The sequence below is a fragment of the Rothia sp. QJM3NY_36 genome (genome assembly GCF_056173115.1).
The window spans coordinates 1,192,220-1,215,694 of sequence record NZ_CM149658.1; the positions used below are offsets into that span (position 1 = coordinate 1,192,220).

General features: G+C 71.5%; 22 protein-coding genes. 17 read left to right on the top strand and 5 right to left on the bottom strand.

Annotation, left to right across the window (positions count from 1 at the left end):
• Positions 1 to 34 precede the first annotated feature (34 nt).
• Entirely contained in the window at positions 35 to 298 is a 264-nt protein-coding gene (rpsT, locus tag AC0VXQ_RS05215) for a 30S ribosomal protein S20 (RefSeq protein ID WP_058731236.1), read from the bottom strand.
• 247 nt (positions 299 to 545) lie between these two features.
• Entirely contained in the window at positions 546 to 1,064 is a 519-nt protein-coding gene (locus tag AC0VXQ_RS05220) for a type II toxin-antitoxin system PemK/MazF family toxin (RefSeq protein WP_475527931.1), read from the bottom strand.
• Positions 1,065 to 1,296: 232 nt separating this feature from the next.
• On the opposite strand from AC0VXQ_RS05220, the gene lepA reads away from it, so the two are divergent.
• Complete coding sequence (lepA, locus tag AC0VXQ_RS05225; protein WP_231377214.1) at positions 1,297 to 3,159, top strand: translation elongation factor 4; 1,863 nt, start codon at positions 1,297 to 1,299, stop codon at positions 3,157 to 3,159.
• Positions 3,156 to 4,385 (top strand): radical SAM family heme chaperone HemW, encoded by a 1,230-nt coding sequence (gene hemW, locus AC0VXQ_RS05230; protein WP_058731235.1) that lies wholly within the window; start codon positions 3,156 to 3,158, stop codon positions 4,383 to 4,385. Before lepA ends, hemW begins: the two co-directional genes overlap by 4 nt.
• 86 nt (positions 4,386 to 4,471) lie before the next feature.
• Here the strand turns inward: hemW and AC0VXQ_RS05235 are convergent, their stop codons facing one another.
• Complete coding sequence (locus AC0VXQ_RS05235; protein WP_224799492.1) at positions 4,472 to 4,891, bottom strand: DUF4870 domain-containing protein; 420 nt, start codon at positions 4,889 to 4,891, stop codon at positions 4,472 to 4,474.
• Positions 4,892 to 5,024: 133 nt separating this feature from the next.
• Positions 5,025 to 5,885 carry a DUF3097 family protein gene (locus tag AC0VXQ_RS05240; protein WP_061225517.1) on the bottom strand — a complete coding sequence of 287 codons (861 nt, stop codon included), beginning with the start codon at positions 5,883 to 5,885 and terminating at the stop codon, positions 5,025 to 5,027.
• A gap of 275 nt (positions 5,886 to 6,160) precedes the next feature.
• Between AC0VXQ_RS05240 and hrcA the strand changes: the two genes are divergently transcribed.
• From hrcA to AC0VXQ_RS05300, 12 genes are all read left to right on the top strand, one after another.
• On the top strand, positions 6,161 to 7,198 hold the full coding sequence (hrcA, locus tag AC0VXQ_RS05245; RefSeq protein ID WP_061225516.1) for a heat-inducible transcriptional repressor HrcA: 1,038 nt from the start codon (positions 6,161 to 6,163) through the stop codon (positions 7,196 to 7,198).
• A 71-nt stretch (positions 7,199 to 7,269) separates the two neighbouring features.
• Positions 7,270 to 8,409 carry a molecular chaperone DnaJ gene (dnaJ, locus tag AC0VXQ_RS05250; RefSeq protein WP_058730854.1) on the top strand — a complete coding sequence of 380 codons (1,140 nt, stop codon included), beginning with the start codon at positions 7,270 to 7,272 and terminating at the stop codon, positions 8,407 to 8,409.
• A gap of 24 nt (positions 8,410 to 8,433) precedes the next feature.
• On the top strand, positions 8,434 to 9,279 hold the full coding sequence (locus tag AC0VXQ_RS05255) for a 16S rRNA (uracil(1498)-N(3))-methyltransferase (protein WP_064725342.1): 846 nt from the start codon (positions 8,434 to 8,436) through the stop codon (positions 9,277 to 9,279).
• 189 nt (positions 9,280 to 9,468) lie between these two features.
• Positions 9,469 to 10,494: a PhoH family protein gene (locus tag AC0VXQ_RS05260; protein WP_081046166.1), complete on the top strand. Its 1,026-nt coding sequence runs from the start codon at positions 9,469 to 9,471 to the stop codon at positions 10,492 to 10,494.
• On the top strand, positions 10,491 to 10,988 hold the full coding sequence (gene ybeY / locus AC0VXQ_RS05265) for an rRNA maturation RNase YbeY (RefSeq protein WP_058730855.1): 498 nt from the start codon (positions 10,491 to 10,493) through the stop codon (positions 10,986 to 10,988). The genes AC0VXQ_RS05260 and ybeY overlap by 4 nt, the downstream gene beginning before the upstream one ends.
• Before the next feature lie 12 nt (positions 10,989 to 11,000).
• Complete coding sequence (locus tag AC0VXQ_RS05270) at positions 11,001 to 12,284, top strand: hemolysin family protein (protein ID WP_058730856.1); 1,284 nt, start codon at positions 11,001 to 11,003, stop codon at positions 12,282 to 12,284.
• Between the two features lie 2 nt (positions 12,285 to 12,286).
• Complete coding sequence (locus tag AC0VXQ_RS05275; protein ID WP_058730857.1) at positions 12,287 to 13,312, top strand: GTPase Era; 1,026 nt, start codon at positions 12,287 to 12,289, stop codon at positions 13,310 to 13,312.
• A gap of 76 nt (positions 13,313 to 13,388) precedes the next feature.
• A complete protein-coding gene (locus AC0VXQ_RS05280) occupies positions 13,389 to 14,858 on the top strand; it encodes an LCP family protein (RefSeq protein WP_099049732.1) in 1,470 nt (489 codons plus the stop codon).
• 244 nt (positions 14,859 to 15,102) lie between these two features.
• A complete protein-coding gene (leuA, locus tag AC0VXQ_RS05285) occupies positions 15,103 to 16,836 on the top strand; it encodes a 2-isopropylmalate synthase (RefSeq protein WP_058730858.1) in 1,734 nt (577 codons plus the stop codon).
• A 93-nt stretch (positions 16,837 to 16,929) separates the two neighbouring features.
• Positions 16,930 to 17,691 (top strand): DNA repair protein RecO, encoded by a 762-nt coding sequence (gene recO / locus AC0VXQ_RS05290; protein WP_064725341.1) that lies wholly within the window; start codon positions 16,930 to 16,932, stop codon positions 17,689 to 17,691.
• On the top strand, positions 17,688 to 18,473 hold the full coding sequence (locus AC0VXQ_RS05295; protein ID WP_064725340.1) for an isoprenyl transferase: 786 nt from the start codon (positions 17,688 to 17,690) through the stop codon (positions 18,471 to 18,473). The genes recO and AC0VXQ_RS05295 overlap by 4 nt, the downstream gene beginning before the upstream one ends.
• 57 nt (positions 18,474 to 18,530) lie before the next feature.
• Complete coding sequence (locus tag AC0VXQ_RS05300; protein ID WP_064725375.1) at positions 18,531 to 19,634, top strand: quinone-dependent dihydroorotate dehydrogenase; 1,104 nt, start codon at positions 18,531 to 18,533, stop codon at positions 19,632 to 19,634.
• An 8-nt stretch (positions 19,635 to 19,642) separates the two neighbouring features.
• On the opposite strand, the gene AC0VXQ_RS05305 is transcribed toward AC0VXQ_RS05300, so the two are convergent.
• Complete coding sequence (locus AC0VXQ_RS05305) at positions 19,643 to 20,254, bottom strand: DUF3043 domain-containing protein (RefSeq protein ID WP_058730860.1); 612 nt, start codon at positions 20,252 to 20,254, stop codon at positions 19,643 to 19,645.
• A 127-nt stretch (positions 20,255 to 20,381) separates the two neighbouring features.
• Here AC0VXQ_RS05305 and AC0VXQ_RS05310 point away from each other — a divergent pair, with 127 nt between their 5' ends.
• The 3 genes from AC0VXQ_RS05310 to ctaC all read left to right on the top strand — a co-directional run bounded on the left by AC0VXQ_RS05310 (position 20,382) and on the right by ctaC (position 23,466).
• Positions 20,382 to 21,818: a dipeptidase gene (locus AC0VXQ_RS05310; RefSeq protein ID WP_064725339.1), complete on the top strand. Its 1,437-nt coding sequence runs from the start codon at positions 20,382 to 20,384 to the stop codon at positions 21,816 to 21,818.
• Positions 21,819 to 21,919: 101 nt separating this feature from the next.
• The gene (locus AC0VXQ_RS05315) at positions 21,920 to 22,285 is read left to right on the top strand and encodes a HesB/IscA family protein (protein ID WP_058730862.1); all 366 of its coding nucleotides are present in this window, start codon (positions 21,920 to 21,922) and stop codon (positions 22,283 to 22,285) included.
• A gap of 314 nt (positions 22,286 to 22,599) precedes the next feature.
• Positions 22,600 to 23,466, top strand: a complete 867-nt coding sequence (ctaC, locus tag AC0VXQ_RS05320) for an aa3-type cytochrome oxidase subunit II (protein ID WP_058730863.1) — start codon at positions 22,600 to 22,602, stop codon at positions 23,464 to 23,466.
• Positions 23,467 to 23,475: the final 9 nt, after the last annotated feature.

Consider the following 23,475-nt stretch of genomic DNA (forward strand, 5'->3'; position numbering starts at 1 on the left):
AACGGGGCCTCGAGCGGCTGGCCGTGAGGGGGCGTTACGCCAGGGAGTTCACCCGAGCGGCCAGACCGGACTTCTTGTTGGCCGCGTTGTTCTTGTGCAGCACGCCCTTGGAGACGGCCTGGTCGAACTTGCGGGAGGCGACGCGCAGGGCCTCGGCGGCCTCTTCCTTGCTGCCGGACTCCACGGCCGCGTTGACCTTGCGCACCGCGGTGCGCAGCTCGGACTTGTAGGCGTTGTTGCGCAGGCGGGCCTTCTCGTTGGTCAGGATGCGCTTCTTCTGGGACTTGATGTTCGCCACGTGAAAAGTTCTTTCTGTTCCGTCGAATGGGTCAGTGAGGGCAAACGCAGCGGATCGCGACTGAGCGGCGTGGGGATGCCGAGGGTTCCGTCATCGCTGCGCAGTGCCCGATGACCATCGGACACACAGCCGTCCACTCTAGCAGACCGCGGAGGTTCAGGCCACCGGTGGGGGAGCGCCGTCGGCCGCGACGACGAGGCCCCCGCCCGTCGCCTCAGCGGCGGCGGGGCACGGCGCGGACCACCCGCTAGAAGACCTCGCGCGGCAGCACCGCACCCTCCCGGCGCACAGTTCCGGGATCCACGCGGATCACCCGGTCCACCAGGATCTCGGAGGCCCGACCCTGCCGGTCCCACGGGCCGGAGCCGATGTCCAGGTAGCGGTCGTCGCGGTGCGCGGCGTTGGTGTGATCCTTGCTGGTCAGCATCAGCCCCAGCAGCCAGCGCCCGTCCCGACCCACCAGCAGCACCGGCCGGTCCTTGCCGCGCCGGTGATCCTCCTCGTAGGGCACCCAGGTCCACACGATCACCCCGGGATCCGGCCGCCCGTCCGGGCGCAGCCCGTAGACTGCATCCAGGGCCCCGGCGTAGTCCCCGGGATAGGCTCCGGTGTTCCCGGCGCGGTGCTCGGACGGGGCGGCGACCGCCCCGGAGCCCCGCCGCGAGGAGGAGCTGCGGGTGGTCTCCGGCTGCTGGGAGGCGTACCGGCGCCAGAGGCGCTGGGCGGTGCGCAGCACGCGGGTCACGGTGCGGCGATCGATCTGCATGCTCCTCACCCTAGGCCACCGTCGGTCCCGCACGGGGCCGCCGCCCCCGCCCCGCGTCCACCCCGGGGCCCTCGCGCGGCGAGGAGCGGATGCGGGGAAACGGGCCCGCTCGTGGGAAACTGGGGCGAGGCGCGGATCAGCGTCGGGTCCCGTGCTCGGACCCGCTCGGCATCCCCGCGCCTGCCGAAAGCACCCGTTGACGAGCGGCGCCGTCTCCCCGCGCCAGGAAAGGATGCCCGTGGCCCCCCAGGCAGCCCACGCCCCGCAGCCCGCGGCGACGGACCCCGCGGTCCTGCGCAACTTCTGCATCATCGCGCACATCGACCACGGCAAGTCCACGCTGGCCGACCGCATGCTGCAGGCCACCGGCGTCGTGACCCCGCGGGAGATGAAGGCGCAGTACCTGGACCGGATGGACATCGAGCGCGAACGCGGCATCACCATCAAATCCCAGGCGGTGCGCATGCCCTGGGAGGTGGACGGCACCGCCTACGCCCTGAACATGATCGACACCCCCGGGCACGTGGACTTCACCTACGAGGTCTCCCGCTCCCTGGCCGCCTGCGAGGGCGCCCTGCTGCTGGTAGACGCCGCCCAGGGGATCGAAGCCCAGACCCTGGCGAACCTGTACCTGGCCATGGAGAACGACCTCACCATCATCCCGGTGCTGAACAAGATCGACCTGCCGGCCGCCCAGCCGGAGAAGTACGCCGAGGAGCTGGCCAACCTCATCGGGGTGGAGCCGGAGGGCGTGCTGAAGGTCTCCGGCAAGACCGGCGAGGGCGTGCCGGAGCTGCTGGACCGGATCGTGCGCGACCTGCCCGCCCCCCAGGGTCGGCCCGACGCCGCGCCGCGGGCCATGATCTTCGACTCCGTCTACGACTCCTACCGGGGCGTGGTCACCTACGTGCGCGTCGTGGACGGGCGGCTCACCCCGCGCCAGAAGATCCAGATGATGTCCACCGGCGCCGAGCACGAGCTGCTGGAGATCGGGGTGATCTCCCCGGAGCCCAAGCCCACCGAGGGCCTCGGCGTCGGGGAGGTCGGGTACCTGATCACCGGCGTGAAGGACGTGCGCCAGTCCCGCGTCGGGGACACCGTCACGGACGCGAAGAAGCCGGCCGAGCAGAACCTCGGCGGCTACGAGGACCCCAAGCCCATGGTCTTCTCCGGGCTGTTCCCCATCGACGGCTCGGACTACCCCGTCCTGCGCGACGCCCTGGACAAGCTCAAGCTCAACGACGCCGCCCTGGTCTACGAACCGGAGACCTCCGCGGCCCTGGGCTTCGGCTTCCGCTGCGGCTTCCTGGGGCTGCTGCACCTGGAGATCGTGCGCGAGCGCCTGGAGCGGGAGTTCGACCTGGACCTGATCTCCACCGCGCCGAACGTCATCTACGACGTCGTCGCCGAGGACGGCACCTCGATGCGGGTGACCAATCCCTCCGAGTTCCCCGAGGGCAAGATCGCGGTGATCGAGGAGCCGATGGTGGCCTGCACGATCATCGTGCCCAGCGAGTTCATCGGCGCGGTTATGGAGCTGTGCCAGTCCCGGCGCGGGCAGATGGGCGGGATGGACTACCTCTCCCAGGACCGCGTGGAGCTGCGCTACCGGATGCCGCTGGCGGAGATCGTCTTCGACTTCTTCGACCAGCTGAAGTCCCGCACCCGCGGCTACGCCTCCCTGGACTGGAAGCTGGACGGGACCCAGGAGGCCGACCTGGTCAAGGTGGACATCCTGCTGCAGGGGGAGCGGGTGGACGCCTTCTCCGCGGTGACCCACCGGGACAACGCCTACTCCTACGGCACGGCGATGGCCGCGAAGCTGCGGGAGCTGATCCCGCGCCAGCAGTTCGAGGTGCCCATCCAGGCGGCCATCGGTTCGCGGATCATCGCCCGGGAGAACATCCGGGCCATCCGCAAGGACGTGCTGTCCAAGTGCTACGGCGGGGACATCTCCCGCAAGCGCAAGCTGCTGGAGAAGCAGAAGGAGGGCAAGAAGCGGATGAAGATGGTCGGGCGCGTGGAGGTCCCCCAGGAGGCGTTCATCGCCGCCCTGTCCTCCGGGGAGCAGACCAAGGACAAGCCGAAGAAGTGAGCCCGGCCCAGCCCACGGGGGATCCGGCCCCGTCCGACGGCCTGCTGCCGGCCTCTGTGCTCGACGGCGCCGAGCGGCGCAGCCTGAGCCTCTACGTGCACGTGCCGTACTGCTCGGTGCGCTGCGGGTACTGCGACTTCAACACCTACGCCGCCGAGGACTTCGGCGACGGCGTGAACCGGCTCAGCTACGCCGAGGACGCGATCCGCGAGCTGGACCTGGCCGCCGGCGTCCTCACCCGCTCCGGCCTGCCGGCCCGCCCGCTGAGCACGGTGTTCTTCGGCGGGGGCACCCCGACCCGTCTGCCGGCCGAGGACCTGGCGCGGATCCTGCGCGCCGGGATCGAGCGCTTCGGCATCGTCGACGGCGCGGAGGTCACCACCGAGGCCAACCCGGATTCGGTGACCCGCGAGGACCTCGCCCTGCTGAAGGAGGCGGGGTTCACGCGCGTCTCCTTCGGGATGCAGTCCGCGGTGCCGCGGGTGCTGGCCGTGCTGGATCGCACCCACACCCCGGCCAACGTCCCCAAGGTGGTCTCCTGGGCCAGGGAGGTGGGCCTGCAGACCTCGGTGGACCTGATCAGCGGGGCGCCGGGGGAGACCCTGGCGGAATGGGAGACCTCGGTGCGCGCGGCCATCGACTGCGCCCCGGACCACATCTCGGCCTACTCGCTGATCGTGGAGCCGGGCACCAAGCTCGCCGCGCAGATCCGCCGCGGGGAGCTGTCCCCGGTGGACGACGACGCCCAGGCGGACATGTACCTGCTGGCCGACCGCCTGTTCGGGGAGGCCGGGTACTCCTGGTACGAGGTGTCCAACTGGTCCCGCTCCGAGGACACCCGCTCCCGGCACAATCTCGCGTACTGGCGCAACCGGGACTGGTGGGGGATCGGCCCCGGCGCGCACTCGCACATCAACGGCGTGCGCTGGTGGAATCTGAAGCACCCCGTGCCTTACGCCCATCGCGTGCGTCAGGGCCTGTCCCCGGCGGCGGCTCGGGAGCACCTGGATGCGGACACCCGCTACGTCGAGGACGTGATGCTCGCCGCGCGCATCCGGGAGGGCGTCGCGATCGAGGATCTGCGGGGGCCTGGCCGGGAGGCGGTGGGCTGGCTCGAGGGCCAGGGGCTGATCGAGCCGCAGGCCCGGGCCGAGGGCAGGGTCGTGCTCACGCTGCGTGGGCGGCTGCTGGGGGACGCCGTCGTGCGCACCCTGCTGGGGGACTGAGCCGCAGGGACGTCCTCCAGACGGGGCTCGGGGCGAGCCGACCCCGGGGTTCGACGTCGGGGTCCCGGATCCGAGCCCGGTCGGGATCAGCCGCGGCGGGCGGAGATCCGATCCAGCAGCCGGGTGTTGAAGCGGTACTGGTAGGGGTTGCCCCGGTTCACGTGCACCCCGGCCACCAGGGAGGACAGCGCGAGGAAGACCCAGACCACGGCCGCGATGAGGCCGAACAGCCACCCGATGGCGGGCACGGGGGACAGGGCCACGCAGACCACGATCAGCACGCTCGGCAGGAGGGTGAAGTTCAGGGCCTCCCGGGACTCCTGGGCCGTGAAGCGACCCCGGGCGCGCAAGGTCAGGTAGATCAGGCCGGAGGGGATGCACCCCACCACCCCGCCGAAGTGGGCGAGGGTGGCCATCGTGCGGTCATCCTTGACGCTCAGCGGCTGCGGCATCGCGTTGGTCCCCTCGAAGGGAGGAGTCTGCTCGGTGGTGGAAGTGGTCCCCAAAACTTCTCGCTTCATCCTGTCTCGTCAGCGGCCGCGCGGGTCGTGCGGGCATCGCCTCCAGCTTACCGGGCCCGAACCGGCGACGGCGGAGGCCGGGATCACCCATGGCGAAGATCACATGAGGCGGTGGGGGTCAGGGGTGATCGGTGAGGAAGTCGATGATGTGCTCCACGGGACCGAGGATCCCGGGATCCAGGTCCGTGTAGCTGTTCACCCCGGCCAGGATCCGGCGCCAGGCCCGGCCGCGCTCGGCCGCGCTGGCATGGGGCCACCCGATCCGCCGCAGCACGCCGGTCTTCCAGTCCTCCCCCCGCGGGACCTGCGGCCAGGCGGACAGCCCCACGGCGCGCGGGCGCACCGACTCCCAGACGTCCACGTAGGGGTGGCCCACGAACAGCACGTGCTCGCGGGCCCCGGGCAGGCCCAGAGCCTGCTCGGCCAGACGGGACTCCTTGGAGCCGGGCACCAGGTGATCGGCCAGCACCCCCAGGCGTCGGCCCGGACCCGGCTGGAAGTCGCGGATGGTCTGCTCGACGTGATCCAGTCCGTGCATCGGCTCCACCACGATCCCCTCGACCCGCAGGTCATCCCCCCAGACCTTCTCCACCAGCTCGGCGTCGTGCACCCCCTCGACCAGCATCCGCGAGGCCCGCGCCGTGCGGGCCGGGGCCTGGGGGAGGGCGACCGAACCCGACCGGGTCCGGGCGGGCCCGCTCGGGGCGGCCCGGGGCGGCGGGGGGACCAGGCGCACGGGGCGGCCCTCGTACAGGAAGCCGTAGCCCAGCGGGAAGGCCCGCACCGCGCCGTGGCGGTCCTCCAGGCTGACCACCCGCTGCCCGCCGATGGTCTCCAGGCGCACCGCGGCCCCGACCCACCCGGTCTCCAGCTCCTCCAGGACCATCCCGGCGCGCACCGGCAGGTCCTCGGTGCGCGGGCCGCGGCGGGCGGCGGAGAGCTCCTCGAGGGACTGCGGCCCCCAGTCCTGTGCGTGCATCCTCGTCGCTCCTCCCTCGGCGGCCCGGTCGGCGATCTGCGACCGGCGGATCATCCCGACGTCGGCGGCCGGCGCGCTCCGGACCCGGCCCGCGCTTTCCTCGATATCGGCACGGGCGTAGGATTAGCACTCGGGTCATCCGAGTGCCAGATCGGACCGCGCCGCGCGCCCCCGACTCTAGCGCCGCAGCCGGCCCCCGGCCCAGCCCGGGCCCCGCCGATCCGACCCGTGTCCTCGGCCATCGCCGTCCCCGGCAGAACACCAGGAGCCAGACCGTGAACCATCCGCGCCGCCTCGAGGTGCTCAGCGCCATCGTGGAGGACTACGTGCATTCGCGGGAGCCGGTGGGATCCAAGGCCCTCGTCGAGCGGCACCGGCTCGGCGTCTCCAGCGCGACGGTGCGCAACGACATGGCCGCCCTGGAGGATGAGGGCCTGATCGCCGCCCCGCACGCCAGCGCCGGGCGCATCCCCACGGACAAGGGCTACCGCGCCTTCGTGGACCGCATCGACGCCGTGCGGCCGCTGACCCCGGCCCAGCGCCGGGTCATCGTCGAGTTCCTCGGCTCCTCCCACGATCTCGACGAGGTCATGGCCCGCACGGTGCGCCTGCTCTCCCAGCTGACCCACCAGGTCGCCGTCGTGCGCTATCCCCGGCGCACCGGGGAGCGGGTCCGGCACCTGGACCTGGTGCCCCTGGAGCCGGACACGGCCCTGCTGATCCTCATCACCAGCCGCGGGCGCGTGCTGCAGCAGCCGGTGCCCCTGCCCGTCGACGCCGGGCACGCGGGGGAGGACCTCGCCCTGCTGCGCACCCGCCTGCTGGAGGAGCTGGTCGAGGCCCCGCTGGATGCGGCTGCGGCCCGCGCCGACACCGTGCTCGCCACCCTGCCGCCCGGGGCGCGCGAGGCCGGGGCGCGGGTGATGGCGGGCCTGGCGGGCCTGGCCGACGGCGGCGCGCAGGACCGGCTGCTGATGGCCGGGACCAGCTACCTCGCCCAGTCCACCCGGGACTTCCGCAGCAGCATCGCCCCGATCCTGGATGCGCTGGAGGAGCAGGTCGTCATGCTGCGCCTGCTCTCGGAGCTCGGGGAGGAGCACCCCGGAGCCACCGGCGTCTCGGTGCGCATCGGCGCCGAGAACGCCGCGACCCCCCTGACCGACGCCTCGGTCGTGGCCAGCGTGTACGGTCCGGCCGGCAGCGCCCAGCTGGGCGTGGTCGGACCGACCCGCATGGACTACCCCGAGACCATGGCCGCCGTGCGGGCCGTGGCCCGCTACCTCTCGCGCCTGCTGCGCGAGGACCAGCCCTGACCCGCACCCGACCCTGACCATCGACCCCGCCACGCGGTGAGCACACCGCGAGAAGAAGGAACGAGCACACCGTGAGCAGCCACTACGAAACCCTCGGCGTCTCCCGCGACGCCAGCCCCGAGGAGATCAAGAAGGCCTACCGGAAGAAGGCCCGCACCCTGCATCCCGACGTCAACCCCTCCCCGGAGGCCGCCGAGGAGTTCAAGCGCGTCTCCCACGCCCACGACGTCCTCTCCGACCCGGAGAAGCGCCGGATCTACGACGCGACCGGCAACGAGAACGGCACCGCCGGCGGCTTCGGCGGTGGCGGCGGATTCCCCGGCGGGGGCTTCGGCTTCTCCGACATCTTCGAAACCTTCTTCAACGGCGCCCAGTCCTCCCGCGGCCCGGCCAGCCGGGCCCGGCAGGGCCAGGACGCCCTGATCACCGTGCGCATCGACCTGCGCGAGGCCGTGTTCGGCGCCGAGAAGGAGGTCATGGTCGACACCGCCGTGACCTGCCCGGAGTGCTCCGGGAAGGGCACCCAGGACGGCACCGAGCCGGAGACCTGCGAGGTCTGCCACGGGCGCGGGCAGGTCCAGCGCCAGGTCCAGTCCATCCTCGGCAACGTGGTGACCACCGCCGAGTGCCCGCACTGCCACGGCTTCGGCACCGTCATCAAGCACCCCTGCCAGGAGTGCTACGGCGAGGGCCGGGTGCGCCAGCGCCGGCCGCTGACCGTGAAGATCCCGGCCGGGGTGTCCACCGGCACCCGCATCCGGCTGTCCGGGCAGGGCGAGGCCGGCACGGGCGGGGGACCCAACGGCGATCTCTACGTGGAGATCCGGGTCAGCCCGGACGAGGTCTTCACCCGGGAGGGAGACGACCTGCACGCCAGCATCACCGTCCCGATGACCGCGGCCGCCCTGGGCACCTCGGTCACCCTGGAGACCTTCGACGGACCGCGCGAGGTCACCGTGGAGCCGGGCACCCAGAACGGGCAGACCGTGACCCTGCGCGGCCTGGGCGCGACCCGCCTGCGCGGCAGCGGCCGCGGCGACGTGATCGCGCACCTGCAGGTCACGACCCCGACCCGCCTGAACGACGAGCAGCGCGAGCTGCTGCGGAAGCTGGCCCAGCTGCGCGGGGAGGACGACGGCGCCGGGCAGACCGTGCAGCGCGGCTCCGGGCAGGGCTTCTTCTCCCGGCTGCGCGACCGCTTCCAGGACTGACCCCGCCACCGCACAGGAGCCGCCATGACCCGCCCCGTCTTCCGCGTCCCCACCGATCTCCTGCGCGACGCGCGTTCGGAGGACTCCGTCGAACTGACCGGCCCGGAGGGCCACCACGCCCGCACCGTGCGTCGCCTGGGCCCCGGCGAGGAGCTGGATCTGGTCGACGGGCGCGGGCTGCGCGCCCCCGGCGTCGTCCGGGAGCTGCTGCCCGAGGGCCTGTTGGTGCGCCTGATGGCCGATCCCGCCCCGGAGCCGGTCGGCCGACTCGTGCTGGTCCAGGCCCTGGCCAAGGGGGACCGGGACCTGATGGCCGTGGAGATGGCCACCGAGCTCGGGGTCGCGGCGATCGTGCCGTGGCAGGCCGAGCGCAGCATCGTGCGCTGGAAGGGGGAGCGGGCCGCGCGCTCCCACGCCAAGTGGGAGCGCACCGCGGCGGCGGCCGCCAAGCAGGCCCGGCGCGCCGTCGTGCCCGACGTGCTGCCGCTGGCCGATCTGGAGGCCCTGCTCGGGCAGGTGGGCCCCGAGGACCTGGTGCTCGTGCTGCACGAGCAGGCCCGGAACCCGCTGAGCCGGGAGGTGCCCGCCCGCCTGCCGGATCCGCAGGGCCGGGGCCGGGTCCTGCTCGTCGTGGGTCCGGAGGGCGGGATCTCGCCGGAGGAGACGCGCCGGCTCGTCGCGGCCGGCGCGCACCCGGTGCGCCTGGGCCCGGAGGTGCTGCGCACCTCCACGGCCGGGGCCGCCGCCCTGGCCGTGCTGCAGGTCCTGTCCGGGCACTGGTCCCAGCTCGGCCCGGGGTCCGAGGGCGCCGATCCCGACGGGACGGATCCCCTGACCCCCGATCCCGACGAACCCGCCGCATCCTCCTGAGGATCCCTCCCGCCGGACCCCGGGCGCAGACGAGCCCGGGGGCGGGCGGGTAGGCTGGGATGGAGCATCCCGCCCCCGCGCACGCCCACCGTCGAAAGGCTCTCCGCCGCCGTGCTCTCCGATTCGCCGACCGGCGACTCCCGCCCGCTGTCCGTCTCCCGCACGTATGCCTTCGCCTCGCGCGAGGCGATGATCGGGGCCTTGGGCCCCCAGGACTCCTCGCTGCTGGTCATCGAACAGGCCTTCCCCGACGTCTCCCTGCACCTGCGCGGCCTGGAGGTCGGGGTCAGCGGTCCCTCCGCCCAGGTGCAGCTGGTGTTGCGTCTGCTCGAGGAGCTGGAGGCCCTGGCCCGGCAGGACACCCGCATCACCGTGCAGACCGTCCAGCGGCTCACGGACCTGCTCGTGCGCAACATGGCCCAGGCCGCGCCGAGCCTGACGAAGAACATCCTCTCCAGCCGGGGCCGGAAGATCCGCCCCAAGACCGTCAACCAGTCCGCGTACGTCGAGGCGATCGACGCGAACACGGTCGTGTTCGGCATCGGCCCGGCCGGCACCGGCAAGACCTACCTGGCGATGGCCAAGGCCGTGCAGGCCCTGCAGGCCAAGGAGGTCAACCGGATCATCCTGACCCGCCCGGCGGTGGAGGCGGGGGAGTCCCTGGGCTTCCTGCCCGGCAGCCTCAACGAGAAGATCGACCCGTACCTGCGTCCCCTCTACGACGCCCTGCACGACATGATGGACCCGGATTCCATCCCCCGGCTCATGGAGGCCGGGACCATCGAGGTCGCGCCGCTGGCCTACATGCGCGGGCGCACCCTCAACGACGCCTTCGTGATCCTCGACGAGGCGCAGAACACCACCGCGGAGCAGATGAAGATGTTCCTGACCCGCCTGGGCTTCGGCTCCAAGATGGTCATCACCGGGGACGTCACCCAGGTGGATCTGCCCCGGGGGGCCGCCTCGGGGCTGCGGCAGGTGCAGACGATCCTGCGCGATGTGCAGGACGTGCACTTCGCGCGCCTGGAGGCCGTGGACGTCGTGCGCCACCAGCTGGTCAGCGACATCGTCACCGCCTACGGGCGGTGGGAGCAGGATTCCGCCCACGCCCGGGACAAGCGGGCGCGCGACGCCGCCCGGGCGGGTTCCGCGGACTCCCGGAGAGACTCGCGGGACGCCGGGAGCGCCGGGGCGGATGCGGGGGAGCGGGCATGATCCTGGACATCGAGGTCTCCGAGCCGAGCACCGACGCCGAGCGCACGGCCTTCGCGGAGGTGGACCTGGCCCAGCTGCGCGCCCTGGTGGACTTCGCCGGCGCCCGTCTGCACCTGGGGGAGGAGGTCGAGCTGTCCCTGGCCGTGGTCACCGACGAGCAGATGGCCCAGCTGCACCGGCAGTGGATGGATCTGCCCGGGCCCACGGACGTGATGTCCTTCCCGATGGACGAGCTGAGGCCCGGCACCGCCGAGGACCCGGCGGCCGGGGTGCTCGGCGACGTCGTGCTGTGCCCGACGGTGGCCCGGGAGCAGGGTGAGCGCGCGGGGCACGGAACGGCCGATGAGCTGTGCCTGCTCACCGTGCACGGGATCCTGCACTGCCTGGGCTATGACCACGCCGAACCCGAGCAGGAGCGGGAGATGTTCGCTCTGCAGCGGCGGATCCTGGAGGACTTCCTCGGACACCCCGCCCCGGTCGAGACCCGCCACTAGAAGAAGGCCGTCATGAGCACCGTCCTGCTGATCCTCGCCGTCCTCGTCCTGCTGGGCCTGGCCTTCCTGATGACCGCCGCGGAGTCCGCGTTCACCTACCTGCCCCGCCACGAGGCGGAGACCGTCAGCCGGGAGGAGGGGCGGGCCAGCCTGCGTGCGGTGCTGGCCGATCCCCGGCCGCACATGTACGCACTGCGCTTCACCCGCATCGTGGGGGAGTCCGCGGTCAGCGTGATCCTCCTGCTGCTGCTGATGCGGGTGCTGCCCTGGGTCTGGCTGGCGGCGGTGCTGACCGTGCTGCTGGCCTCCCTGGCGGGCTTCGTGCTGGTCGGGGTCGCCCCGCGCCACCTCGGCCGGGCCCATCCGCTGCGGGTGGCCGGTGCCACGGCGAAGCTGCTGCGGGCCCTGACCCGAGGCATGGGGCCCGTGCCCCGCTGGCTGATGCGACTGGGGGCGCGGATCTCCCCGGCCACCGAGGAGAACGCCGGATTCTTCACCGAGGAGGAGCTGCGCGAGTTCGTGGACCGGGCCTCCACCACGGATCTGATCGAGGACAGCGAGGCGGCCATGCTGCACTCGATCTTCGAGCTGGACGACACCCGCATCCGCGCCGTGATGGTGCCGCGCCCGGACATCGTCAGCTTCGAGGCCGAGGACACCCTGGACAACGCCCTGAACCTCTTCCTGAGGTCCGGCTACTCCCGCATCCCCGTGCTGGGCGAGGACGTCGACGACGTGCGCGGCTTCCTGTACCTGAAGGACGTCGCCGAGGCGATGCTCGCGGATCGGGGCCGGGCCCGCGAGCGCGGCGTCGGGCAGCTGCTGCGTCCGGCCAGGTTCGTCCCCGAGTCCCAGAAGGTCTCGGAGCTGCTGCCCCAGATGCAGCGGGAGGGGACCCACATCGCCGTCGTGGTGGACGAGTACGGCGGCACGGCCGGGCTGGTCACGCTGGAGGATCTCATCGAGGAGCTGGTGGGGGAGATCGTGGACGAGTATGATGCCGCGGTCCCGGAGGTCACCGCCGAGGGGGATGCCTACCTGGTCTCGGCCCGGCTGTCGGTGGGGGACCTGGGAAACCTGTTCGACCTGGACCTGGAGGACGACGACGTGGATACGGTCGGGGGGCTGCTGGCCAAGGCCCTGGGGCGGGTGCCGATCGTCGGGTCGGAGGCGCAGATCTACGGGCTGAAGCTGAAGGCCGTTAGGCTCGAAGGACGCCGCAACCGGGTGGGCACGGTCCTGGCCAGCCCCGTCGCCCCGGAGCCGGCCGAGTCCGCCGCCGAGCACGAGGAGTGACCATGGAATTCGCCGCCGTTCCCGAGGGCTTCCGGGCGGGCTTCGCCGTGCTCGTCGGGCGCCCCAATGCCGGGAAGTCCACCCTGACCAACGCCCTGGTGGGTCAGAAGGTGGCCATCACGTCCAACCGTCCGCAGACCACCCGGCACACGATCCGGGGGATCGTGCACCGTCCCGAGCACCAGCTGATCCTCATCGACACCCCGGGGCTGCACCGGCCGCGCACCCTGCTGGGTCAGCGGCTGAACGACCTGGTGGCCGAGACCCTGGCGGAGGTGGACGTCATCGGGTTCTGCCTGCCGGCCGATGAGCGGATCGGTCCCGGGGATCGCTACATCGCCGCGCAGCTGGCCGCGGCCGGGAACCGGCCCGTCGTCGCGATCGTCACGAAGGCGGATGCGGTGCCTCCGCAGCGTCTGGCCGAGCAGCTGCTGGCCGTGCAGGCCCTCGGCGAGGAGACCATGGCCGCCGAGCAGGAGGCCCGCCGGCAGCGTCGGGCCCGACGCCGCGGCTCCGGCGCGGGTGCGCCGAAGGCCGAGTCCGATGCCGGTCGCTCCGGCTGGGCCGACGTCATCCCCGTCTCCGCGGTCAGCGGCTACCAGGTGGAGGCGGTCGCGCAGGTGCTGGGCTCCCACCTGCCGGTCTCCCCGCCGCTGTACCCGGAGGGGGATCTCACGGATGAGCCGGAGGCGGTGATGATCGCCGAGCTGGTGCGCGAGGCGGCCCTGGAGGGGGTCCGGGACGAGCTGCCGCACTCGGTGGCCGTCACGGTCGAGGAGATGGTCGACCGGGAGGGTCGCCCCGCCGAGGACCCGATGGTGGATGTGCACGTGAACCTGTACGTGGAGCGGGAGTCCCAGAAGGCCATCATCATCGGGCGCCGGGGCTCGCGGCTGAAGGAGATCGGCACCAAGGCCCGGGCCGGGATCGAGCCCCTGCTGGGGGCGAAGGTGTACCTGAGCATCCACGTGAAGGTCGCCAAGGACTGGCAGCGCGATCCGCGCGCCCTGGGCCGGCTGGGGTTCTGATCCCGACTCACGGGCGGCATTCAGCCGGGCGTCGTAGAATCGAGCGCGACCCCGGCCTCTTCCCCCAGGAGACTCCGTGCCAGAAACCTCCAGCGCCCCCGAGCAGGACGTCCGCGCCGTGCCCCGCGGTCGGCACTTCCGCAACGACGGACTGGTCTCGCGCAGCGGCCTGTGGGCCGCGCTGTGCTGCATCGCCCTGCTGCTGGTCGTGATGGGCGCCGGCGGCGTCGCGGCCCTGCGGCTGCGGCACAACGTCAGCACCGACGCCCTGAACCTCGGGGGCAGCGAGAACCTCGAGGACGGTCCCCTGGACATCCTGGTGATCGGATCGGACACCCGCGCCGGGGCCAACAGCGCCTACGGCGACGCCGCCGATGCCTCCTCGGGGGCCCGCTCGGATGTGATGATGCTGGTGCAGATCAGTCAGGACCGGCAGAACGTCAGCGTCGTCTCCTTCCCCCGGGACCTGATGGTGGACATCCCGCAGTGCACCAACCAGAAGACGGGGCAGACCTACCCTGAGTCCCCGGACACCCAGATCAACGAATCCCTGGATCACGGCGGGCCGGGGTGCTCGGTGGCCACGATCAACAAGATCACCGGGATCAACATCGACCACTTCATGCTCGTGGACTTCAACGCCGTCAAGCAGCTCAGCTCCGTGGTGGGAGGGGTGCAGGTCTGTGTGGACCAGGCGGTCGATGATCCCTACTCGGGGCTGAAGCTGCCCAAGGGGGAGTCGGAGGTGGAAGGGGAGCAGGCCCTGTCCTTCCTGCGCTCCCGCCACGGCTTCGGCGACGGCTCGGACACCACCCGGATCAAGGCCCAGCAGGCGTTCCTGGCCTCGCTGCTGCGCAAGGTCAAGGCGCAGGGGACCCTGACCAACCCGGGGACGATGTACCGGATCGCGGAGGCGATCACGCAGAACGTGACCGTGGATTCCGGGCTGACCGATCCCAGCACCCTCGTGTCGATCGGCAGCATCTTCGCCGGCGTCGACCTGGACAAGGTGGTCTTCGCGACGGTGCCGAACGAGGCCTATCCGGCCAACCCGAACAAGCTGCAGCTGTCCGACTCCGCGCAGCAGGTCTTCGCGACCCTGCGCAAGGACGGATCCCTGGCGGCGAAGGAGCAGCCCTCCGCCTCCGCCTCCGCGCAGCCCTCCCCGTCGGCGTCGGTGGACCGCTCCGTGCCGGTCTCGGTGATCGATGCGACCGGCACGAGCTCCCAGGGGGAGCACGTGGCCGACCTCGTGGAGAAGCTGGGCTACACGCAGGTCACGCACCAGCAGGCCCAGAACCAGCTGGCCGGCACGACCGTGTACTACAGCACCGGCTATGAGGAGCAGGCGGAGCAGATCGGTCAGGCCCTGGGGGTTGCGGCGGAGCAGATCCAGCCCAGCGAGGCCTACGCCGGGGTCGCGGTGCTGCCCGGGCTGGACTTCACCTCGGGCGACAAGGTCAAGGCCGATGACCAGGAGATCGTCGGCGGCGCCTCCGGGCAGACCGCGCAGGAGTCCCCCTGCCAGCAGGCCTTCGGGTACTAGGCCCGGGCGGCCCGCGCGGTGCGGGAACGCCCGAGCCGGTCCCGGTTCGTCCATTATCTGGACTCCGGGGCGGGCAGGGGGCGTGCGGCGGGGCACGGTGATACGTTGCTGATGTGATGCACACGGCAGTACTCCGACGCCTTAGCCGCCGCAGCGAGGTCAGCTTCCCCTAGGCCGACCCCCTCGCTGCGGAGCCGCCGCCCGCGTCGACCGCCCATCCTGACCCAGGAAGAAGGCGAGTGCCTTGCCCAACCGCCAGCAGCCCTCCCCGATGCCCACCCATCGGTATCGTCCCTATCTCGAGCAGCTGCCCGTGTCCCTGCCGGACCGCACCTGGCCGGACCGGGTCATCACTCAGGCCCCGCGCTGGTGCGCGGTGGACCTGCGCGACGGGAACCAGGCCCTGGCCGATCCGATGGACACCGACCGCAAGCTGGCCATGTTCAAGCTCCTGGTGGCCATGGGCTACAAGGAGATCGAGGTCGGCTTCCCCTCGGCCTCCCAGACGGACTTCGACTTCGTGCGCACCCTCATCGAGGGTCGGCACATCCCCGAGGACGTCACGATCCAGGTGCTGGTCCAGTGCCGGGAGCACCTGATCGAGCGCACCTACGAGGCCATCGAGGGCGCCCCCTCCGCGATCGTGCACTTCTACAACTCCACCTCGGTGCTGCAGCGCCGGGTGGTCTTCCAGGCGGATCAGGACGAGATCCTGGACATCGCCCTGCGCGGGGCCCGGCTGTGCGCCAAGTACGAGGAGCAGCTGGGCAGCGCCGTGCCCATCACCTACGAGTACTCTCCGGAGTCCTACACGGGCACCGAGGTCCAGTACGCGGCCCGGGTCGCCAACGCCGTCGCCGCCGAGCTGGGGGTCGGCGACGGCCGCGAGGTCATCATCAACCTGCCGGCCACCGTAGAGATGGCCACCCCCAACATCTACGCCGACTCCATCGAGTGGATGCACCGGCACCTGGAGCACCGGGAGAACGTGGTGCTGTCCCTGCACCCGCACAACGACCGCGGCACCGGTGTGGCCGCGGCCGAGCTGGGGTACCTGGCCGGGGCCGACCGGATCGAAGGGTGCCTGTTCGGCAACGGCGAGCGCACCGGCAACGTGGACCTGGTGACGCTGGGACTGAACATGCTGACCCAGGGCGTGGATCCGCAGATCGACTTCTCCGACATCGAGCACATCCGCCACACCGTGGAGTACGCGAACCAGCTGCGCGTGCCCGAGCGCACCCCCTACGGCGGGGAGCTGGTCTTCACGGCCTTCTCCGGGTCCCACCAGGACGCCATCAAGAAGGGCTTCGATGCGATGGCCCAGCGGGCGGAGCAGACCGGGCAGGACCCCGCGGACATGGAATGGGCGGTGCCGTACCTGCCGATCGACCCGAAGGACGTCGGGCGCGACTACGAGGCCGTGATCCGGGTAAACTCCCAGTCCGGCAAGGGCGGGATCGCCTACCTGCTGCAGCGGCAGAAGGGCCTGGAGATGCCCAAGCGGGCGCAGGCCGAGTTCTCCGCGCTGGTCCAGGCGCGCACCGACGAGCAGGGCGGGGAGATCACCAGCGTCGCCCTGTGGGAGATCTTCCGGGACGAGTACCTGCCGGCCGAGGAGCCGGGGGCTGCGCGCTGGGGCCGGTTCCGCATCGCCTCGATGACCACCGAGGCCGCAGACACGGGGGACACGACGCTGCGGGTGCGGCTGGAGGCCGGGGGCCGTGTCCTGGAGCGCTCCGGCACCGGCAGCGGCCCGATCGACGCGATGACGCAGATCCTCTCCCGCGAGGGAGTGGATGTGCGCGTGCTGGACTACTCCGAGCACGCGCTGAGCTCGGGGGAGTACGCCCAGGCCGCCAGCTACGTCGAGGCGGCCGTGGGGGATCGGGTGCTGTGGGGCGTGGGCATCGACGCCAACACCACCCGCGCCGGGCTGAAGGCCGTGGTCTCCGCGGTGAACCGCGCGCTGCGCTGAGTTGGGGCGTTCGGATCGGCCCGTGCCGTGGCCGCCGTCGGCCGGGACCCTGCGCTCCCGGCCTCGAGCGGGCTGCCGTGGGAGAATGGAGGCGTGCCTCTGACCGCGATCCCCGCCCGCAGCTCCCGGGACCTGCTGCTGATCCTCGCGACCCACCCCCTGGGGGAGGCCGACCGGATCATCGTGGGTCTCACCGCCCACCACGGGATGCTGCGCGCGGTGGCCAAGGGGGTGCGGCGGGCCTCGTCGAAGATGGGGGCGCGCCTGGAGCCGTTCATGGTCGCGGACGTCTCCTTCGTCTCCGGACGCTCCCTGGCCACGATCACCCAGGCCGTGACCGTCAAGGCCTACTCCGCCCCGCTGGTGGCCGATTGGGACGCGTATCTGGCGGCCAGCGCGATCTGCGAGGTCGCCGACCGCATCGGGCAGGGGGAGCAGGACACGGCCGCGGCGCTGTTCCCCCTCACGGCCGGGGCGCTGTCGGCCCTGGCGCGGCACCTGCACGATCCGCGCGACGTCCTGGACTCCTACCTGCTGCGCGCCCTGGCAGCGGCCGGCTGGTCGGTCAGCACGAACCGCTGCGTGCGCTGCGGGGGTGAGGCGGACCTTCTCGGGTGGTCCGTGCGCGACGGCGGCGCCGTCGGCTCCGGATGCCTGGAACCGGGGGACCGGCCCCTGCGCGCCGGGGATCTGGACCGCCTCGACGCCCTGGCCCGGGGTGACTGGGCCGCGCTGGACTCGGCGGACGACGATGCCTCGCGTCGTCGGACCGGGCGGCTGGTGCGGGCTTCGGTACAGTGGCACCTGGACCACGCGTTCCGGTCCTTCGATCTGCTGGAAGAAAGGCCTCGATGAATCAGCCGGTGCAGCCCTTCCCCCATCCCAGCGGTCGCACCGCGCCGGACATCCCCCGGCGCTTCGTGCCGCAGCACGTCGCGGTGGTCATGGACGGCAACGGCCGGTGGGCCAACGCCCGCGGTCTGCCGCGCAACGAGGGCCACAAGGCCGGGGAGCAGGCGCTGCTGGACGTCGTGGCCGGGGCCATCGAGATGGGGATCCCGTATGTCAGCGCCTACGCCTTCTCCACGGAGAACTGGAAGCGCTCCCTGGACGAGGTCAGCTTCCTCATGCGCTTCTGCACGGACGTGCTGGAGCGCCAGCTGGAGACCCTGAAGTCCTGGGGGGTGCGCATCCGGTGGGCCGGGCGCAGACCCCGACTGTGGACCTCGGTGATCCGGCAGCTGGAGCAGTGCGAGCGGGAGACCAGAGAGAACACGGTGTGCACGCTGGTGATGTGCGTGAACTACGGGGGCCGCGCCGAGATCGCCGATGCCGCCGCCGCCATCGCCGCCGACGCCGCGGCGGGGCGCCTGAAGCCGGGCTCGGTCACGGAGAAGACCTTCGCCCGGTACCTGGACGAGCCCGAGGTGCCCGACGTCGACCTGTTCCTGCGCACCTCGGGGGAGCAGCGCTTCTCCAACTTCCTCCTGTGGCAGTCGGCCTACGCGGAGATGGTCTTCATGGACGTGCTCTGGCCGGACATGGACCGGCTCGTGCTGTGGCGCGCGGTCGAGGAGTACGCCCGGCGGGACCGACGCTACGGGGCGGCCGTCGACAAGGCTTCAAGCAACACCTGAGATTGAACAACAGACCTTCAACTGCAACCTGAGATATAACGAGCGAGGATGAACATGGTGCGCTTCTACCCGACCTTCTTCCGCGTGGTCTTCTCCGGGATGGATCCCGAACGAGCCCACCGCATCGGCTTCGACGGCATCAAGGCGGCCCGGGCCACCGGCGCCTCCCGGCTCCTGCGGGTCCTGTGCGCCCCCCACCCGCAGCTGCGCACCCGCGCTCTGGGGCTGGACTTCCCGTCGCCCTTCGGTCTGGCCGCCGGCTTCGACAAAGGCGCAACCGGCGTCGCGGCGCTGGCGGATCTGGGGTTCGGGCATGTTGAGGTCGGCACCATCACGGCCCAGGCCCAGCCCGGCAATCCCCGCCCGCGGCTGTTCCGCCTCGTGCGCGACCGCGCCGTGATCAACCGCATGGGCTTCAACAACGACGGCGCCGGGGCCATCGGCCCGCGCCTGGCCGCGGCGCACGCGGACCTGGAGGGGGCTCGGAGCGGACGCCGCGTCCGCCCCGTGATCGGGGTGAACATCGGCAAGACCAAGATCGTGCCCCTGGAGGAGGCCACCGCGGATTACCTGGAGAGCACCCGCGCCCTGGCCCCGCAGGCCGATTACCTGGCCGTGAACGTCAGCTCCCCGAACACTCCCGGCCTGCGGGATCTGCAGACCGCGCAGAGCCTCGAGCCGCTGCTGCGCGCGGTCGGGGAGGAGGCGGACCGGGTGGCCGGGCGTCACGTGCCCCTGCTGGTGAAGATCGCCCCGGATCTGGAGGACGAGCAGATCCGGGAGATCGCCGAGCTGGCCGAGCGAGTCGGTCTGGACGGGATCATCGCGGTGAACACCACGATCGCCCGCGAGGGCCTGGGCCTGCGCAGCGACCCCGCGGAGGTGGCCGAGCGCGGTGCGGGCGGGCTCTCCGGCGAGCCCCTGCGTCGACGGGCCCTGGAGGTCCTGGATCTGCTGCGCGGCATCGTCCCGGAGTCCATGGCCGTCGTCTCGGTCGGCGGCGTCACCACGGCCCAGGATGTCTACGAGCGCCTGGAGCACGGGGCGGACCTCGTGCAGGGCTACACCGCGTTCCTCTACGAGGGCCCGTTCTGGGTCCGCCGGATCAACCGCGGCCTGCGCCGGCTGATGGCTCGGCGGGATCCCCGCCGCTCCCGCTGAGGCCGGGATCAGGCGGGGCGCTCCCCGTGGCGGACCTGGGGCTTGGGCAGACGCAGGCGGCGGATCATCATGGCCCGGTTCCACGCGTACCAGGCCGAGCCCTGCTGGACCGTGGTGAACTTCTCGACCAGGCGGGATTTCAGCTTCCGCCACATCAGCCAGGTGTCGATGATCCACACGAGGATCAGGATCCACATGATGTTCACCAGGATGGGCTGCTGGGCCGGCAGGAACATGCTTCCGATGAACAGGATCAGCAGCACGACGATGAAGAAGTCGCCGATGTTGCGCCGGGAATCCACGAAGTCGCGCGCGAAGCGGCGCTGCGGGCCCCGATCGCGCGCGGGCAGATAGCGTTCGTCGCCGGTCTGCATCGCCTGGTTCTGCAGGATCCGCGCCTCGCGGGCGGCCTCGCGGTTGGCTTCCTTGGCCGCCTTGCGATCCTGGGGGACCAGCGGACGACGCCGGGCGGCCTCCTGCTCCTTGCGGCTGGGGGTGGGGCGGCCCTTGCCGGGGGTCGTTCCGCGCCCGCCGTCGTGTGGGCGGGTCGGCGATTCCCGGACGCTCTCCTGGGCGGGATCGGGCCGATCTTCCTGGGCTTTCTTCTTCTTTCCGAACACCCGACCATGGTACCGGTCCGCCGTCCCGGTGCGGCCCGGGCGCACGACCTGCCGGGCGGGCCGGTGGGAAGCCCGCGCGGCGGCCCGGGCCGGTGCATGCGGGGCGGGCGCGGATAGGCTGGAGGGCATGAGCACCGATGCAACACCCCACACGCCCGCCGACCGCCCGCAGGAGCACGCCGCGCTGATGCGCGCGGTGGAGGAGGACTTCCCGCGGATCCTCGAGCAGCTCACCGAGCTGGTCGCCATCCCCTCGATCGCCTGGGAGAGCCACGACCTCAGCCAGGTGTCCCGCAGCGCGGAGGCCGTCGCCGAGCTGGCTCGCCAGGCCGGGCTGGAGCAGGTGGAGATCCTCACCGCCGCCCGCCCGGACGGATCCCAGGGGATGCCCGCCGTCGTCGCCTCCCGACCGGCCGCCCCGGGGTATCCGACCGTCATGCTCTACGCCCACCACGACGTGCAGCCGGTCTCCGATCCGCAGCAGTGGAACACCGAGCCCTTCGTCGCCACCCCGGTGGGCGATCGGCTCTACGGCCGCGGGGCCGCCGATGACAAGGCCGGGGTCATGGTCCATCTGGCCTCGGTGCGCCACCTGATCGACACCCTCGGGGATGACCTGCGCCTGGGCATCACCCTGTTCATCGAGGGGGAGGAGGAGGCGGGCTCGCCCAGCTTCGAGAACTTCCTGGCTCAGTATCGGGACAAGCTGGCCGCGCAGACCATCGTCGTCGCTGATTCGGCGAACTGGCGGGCCGGGGTCCCGGCCCTGACCTCGAGTCTGCGCGGGGTCGTCTCCGGCACGGTCACCGTGCGCACGATGGACCACGCGCTGCACTCGGGGATGTTCGGCGGGCCCCTGCTGGATGCGACCACCGTGATGGTCCGGCTGCTGGCCACCCTGCACGATGCCGACGGCGCGGTCGCCGTCGAGGGCCTCGTGCGCGCGCCGGAGCCGGAGCTGGACTACGACGAGGCCGACTTCCGGGCCGACGCCGGGGTGGCCGAGGAGGCGGCGCTGGCCGGGCGCGGATCCCTCACGTCGCGGCTGTGGGCCCAGCCGGCGCTGTCGGTGATCGGAATGGACGTGACCCCGGTGGAGCACTCCTCCAACACGATGGTCGAGACCTGCCGCGCCCGGGTCAGCCTGCGGCTGGCACCGGGCCAGGACCCGGCCGAGGCCCACCGACTGCTGGAGCGGCACCTGCGCGAGCACGCTCCCGCGGGCGTGCAGGTGACCTACGACGCGGGGGAGGCAGGCAGCCCGTTCGAGGCCGACACCTCCTCGGCCTCGGCCCAGGCCGTGCTCGCCGCGATGGGCGAGGCCTGGGGCGTGCAGCCGGTGCTGACCGGCATGGGCGGCTCCATCCCGTTCGTCGCCTCGCTGACCGAGACCTTCCCGCAGGCCGCGATCCTGATCACCGGCATCGAGGATCCGGACACCCGCGCCCACAGCGCCAACGAGTCCCTGTACGTCCCGGACTTCCGCCGGGCCATCGAGGCGCAGGCGCTGTTCCTGGCGCGGATGAACGAGAACGGCTCCGGGTCCGAGGCCGCCGGGGAATAAACGGAAGGCCCACCGCCGTTGGCCACAGGTGCACGGCGGACTAGGCTTTCGGAACACGAGGACGGATCCGCCAGATCCCCGATCGGGAAAGGAACACGACCATGAGCGTCGCCACCGAAGAGACTGCCACCGAGATGCCCACCCACGGGGTGACCCTGACCGAGGTCGCCGCCGAGAAGGTCCGCTCCCTGCTCGAGCAGGAGGGCCGCGAGGACCTGCGGCTGCGGGTCGCCGTGCAGCCGGGCGGCTGCTCCGGGCTGATCTACCAGCTGTACTTCGACGAGCGCGTGCTCGACGGCGACGCCGTGCGCGACTTCGACGGCGTCGAGGTCATCGTGGATCGGATGTCCGTGCCGTATCTGGACGGCTCGACCATCGACTTCGAGGACACCATCCAGAAGCAGGGCTTCTCCATCGACAACCCCAACGCCCAGGGCTCCTGCGCCTGCGGGGACTCCTTCCACTGATCCGCCCACGCGGATTCCCGAGCGTAACGTGGCCCGCATCCCCCCTCCCAGGAGGGCGGATGCGGGCCGCGTTCGCGTGCGGCTGCTGCCCCGGGATCACGCGGCGGCGCGGTCCTCGAGACCGGGATGTCGCAGCCGGGCGAGGCGCGCGACACGGGATATCCTGATGACACAGTGTCAGTGCGAACTCGCAGGTGCGGGTAAGCTTCTGAAGAGAAAACCAGGCTAGGGTCGGTCCCGGCTTCCCCTCCGGGAGGCACACCGGACCGCCCCTGCGCCGCATCACACGCATGGATTTAGAGGAAGGGCAGTCTGTGAGTTCGCAGCATCGAACCGGCTCCCGGTGGACCAAGACGCTCGTCGTCGGGGCATCGGCCGCGGCCACCCTGCTGATGACGGGGTGTTCGGACGTCGCGCAGCGAGGCTTCCTGCCGACGGAGCGGGGCACCACCAACCACGTGGACACGATCATGGATCTGTGGATCGGGTCGTGGATCGCGGCGCTGGCCGTGGGCCTGATCACCTGGGGTCTGATGCTGTGGTGCATCATCGCCTACCGGCGTCGCAAGAACGAGACCGGGTACCCCAAGCAGGTGGGCTACCACCTGCCGCTGGAGATCTTCTACACGCTGGTCCCGATCATCCTGATCGTCAGCCTCTTCTCTTTCTCCGATCGCGTCGAGCGCGAGGTGGACGCCCGCTACGACCACCCCGACGTCACCGTCGAGGTCTACGGCAAGCAGTGGGCCTGGGACTTCAACTACGTGGACTCCAACGTGCACACCTCCGGGGCGCAGGCGGACCTGACCGGCAAGGAGGGCGTCGAAGAGAAGCTGGACACCCTCTACCTGCCGGAGCACTCCAAGGTCGAGCTGCAGCTGAAGAGCCGCGACGTCAACCACTCCTTCTGGGTTCCGGCGTTCCTGCAGAAGCTGGACACGATCCCCGGCCAGACCAACTACATGAGCTTCACCACCGGCGGTACGGGGGAGTACCAGGGCAAGTGCGCCGAGCTGTGCGGTGAATACCACTCCGAGATGCTCTTCAAGGTCAAGGTGGTCTCCCAGGAGGACTACCGGAAGCAGATGGAGCTGTTCGCCGACGAGGATCACCCGCAGAACCACGGGATCCTCGGCGACGAGTACAACCGGAACCCGAACAAGACCAAGACCGACCAGTAGGGAAGCACC

Excerpts from the sequence above, each read along its gene's own strand:
- ybeY (WP_058730855.1), top strand. The coding sequence starts at position 10,491 with ATGATCCTGGACATCGAGGTCTCCGAGCCGAGCACCGACGCCGAGCGC.
- AC0VXQ_RS05270 (WP_058730856.1), top strand. The coding sequence starts at position 11,001 with ATGAGCACCGTCCTGCTGATCCTCGCCGTCCTCGTCCTGCTGGGCCTG.
- lepA (WP_231377214.1), top strand. The coding sequence starts at position 1,297 with ATGCCCGTGGCCCCCCAGGCAGCCCACGCCCCGCAGCCCGCGGCGACG.
- AC0VXQ_RS05275 (WP_058730857.1), top strand. The coding sequence starts at position 12,287 with ATGGAATTCGCCGCCGTTCCCGAGGGCTTCCGGGCGGGCTTCGCCGTG.
- AC0VXQ_RS05310 (WP_064725339.1), top strand. The coding sequence starts at position 20,382 with ATGAGCACCGATGCAACACCCCACACGCCCGCCGACCGCCCGCAGGAG.
- AC0VXQ_RS05295 (WP_064725340.1), top strand. The coding sequence starts at position 17,688 with ATGAATCAGCCGGTGCAGCCCTTCCCCCATCCCAGCGGTCGCACCGCG.
- AC0VXQ_RS05255 (WP_064725342.1), top strand. The coding sequence starts at position 8,434 with ATGACCCGCCCCGTCTTCCGCGTCCCCACCGATCTCCTGCGCGACGCG.
- AC0VXQ_RS05240 (WP_061225517.1), bottom strand. The coding sequence starts at position 5,885 with ATGCACGCACAGGACTGGGGGCCGCAGTCCCTCGAGGAGCTCTCCGCC.
- AC0VXQ_RS05220 (WP_475527931.1), bottom strand. The coding sequence starts at position 1,064 with ATGCAGATCGATCGCCGCACCGTGACCCGCGTGCTGCGCACCGCCCAG.
- AC0VXQ_RS05260 (WP_081046166.1), top strand. The coding sequence starts at position 9,469 with ATGATCGGGGCCTTGGGCCCCCAGGACTCCTCGCTGCTGGTCATCGAA.
- AC0VXQ_RS05315 (WP_058730862.1), top strand. The coding sequence starts at position 21,920 with ATGAGCGTCGCCACCGAAGAGACTGCCACCGAGATGCCCACCCACGGG.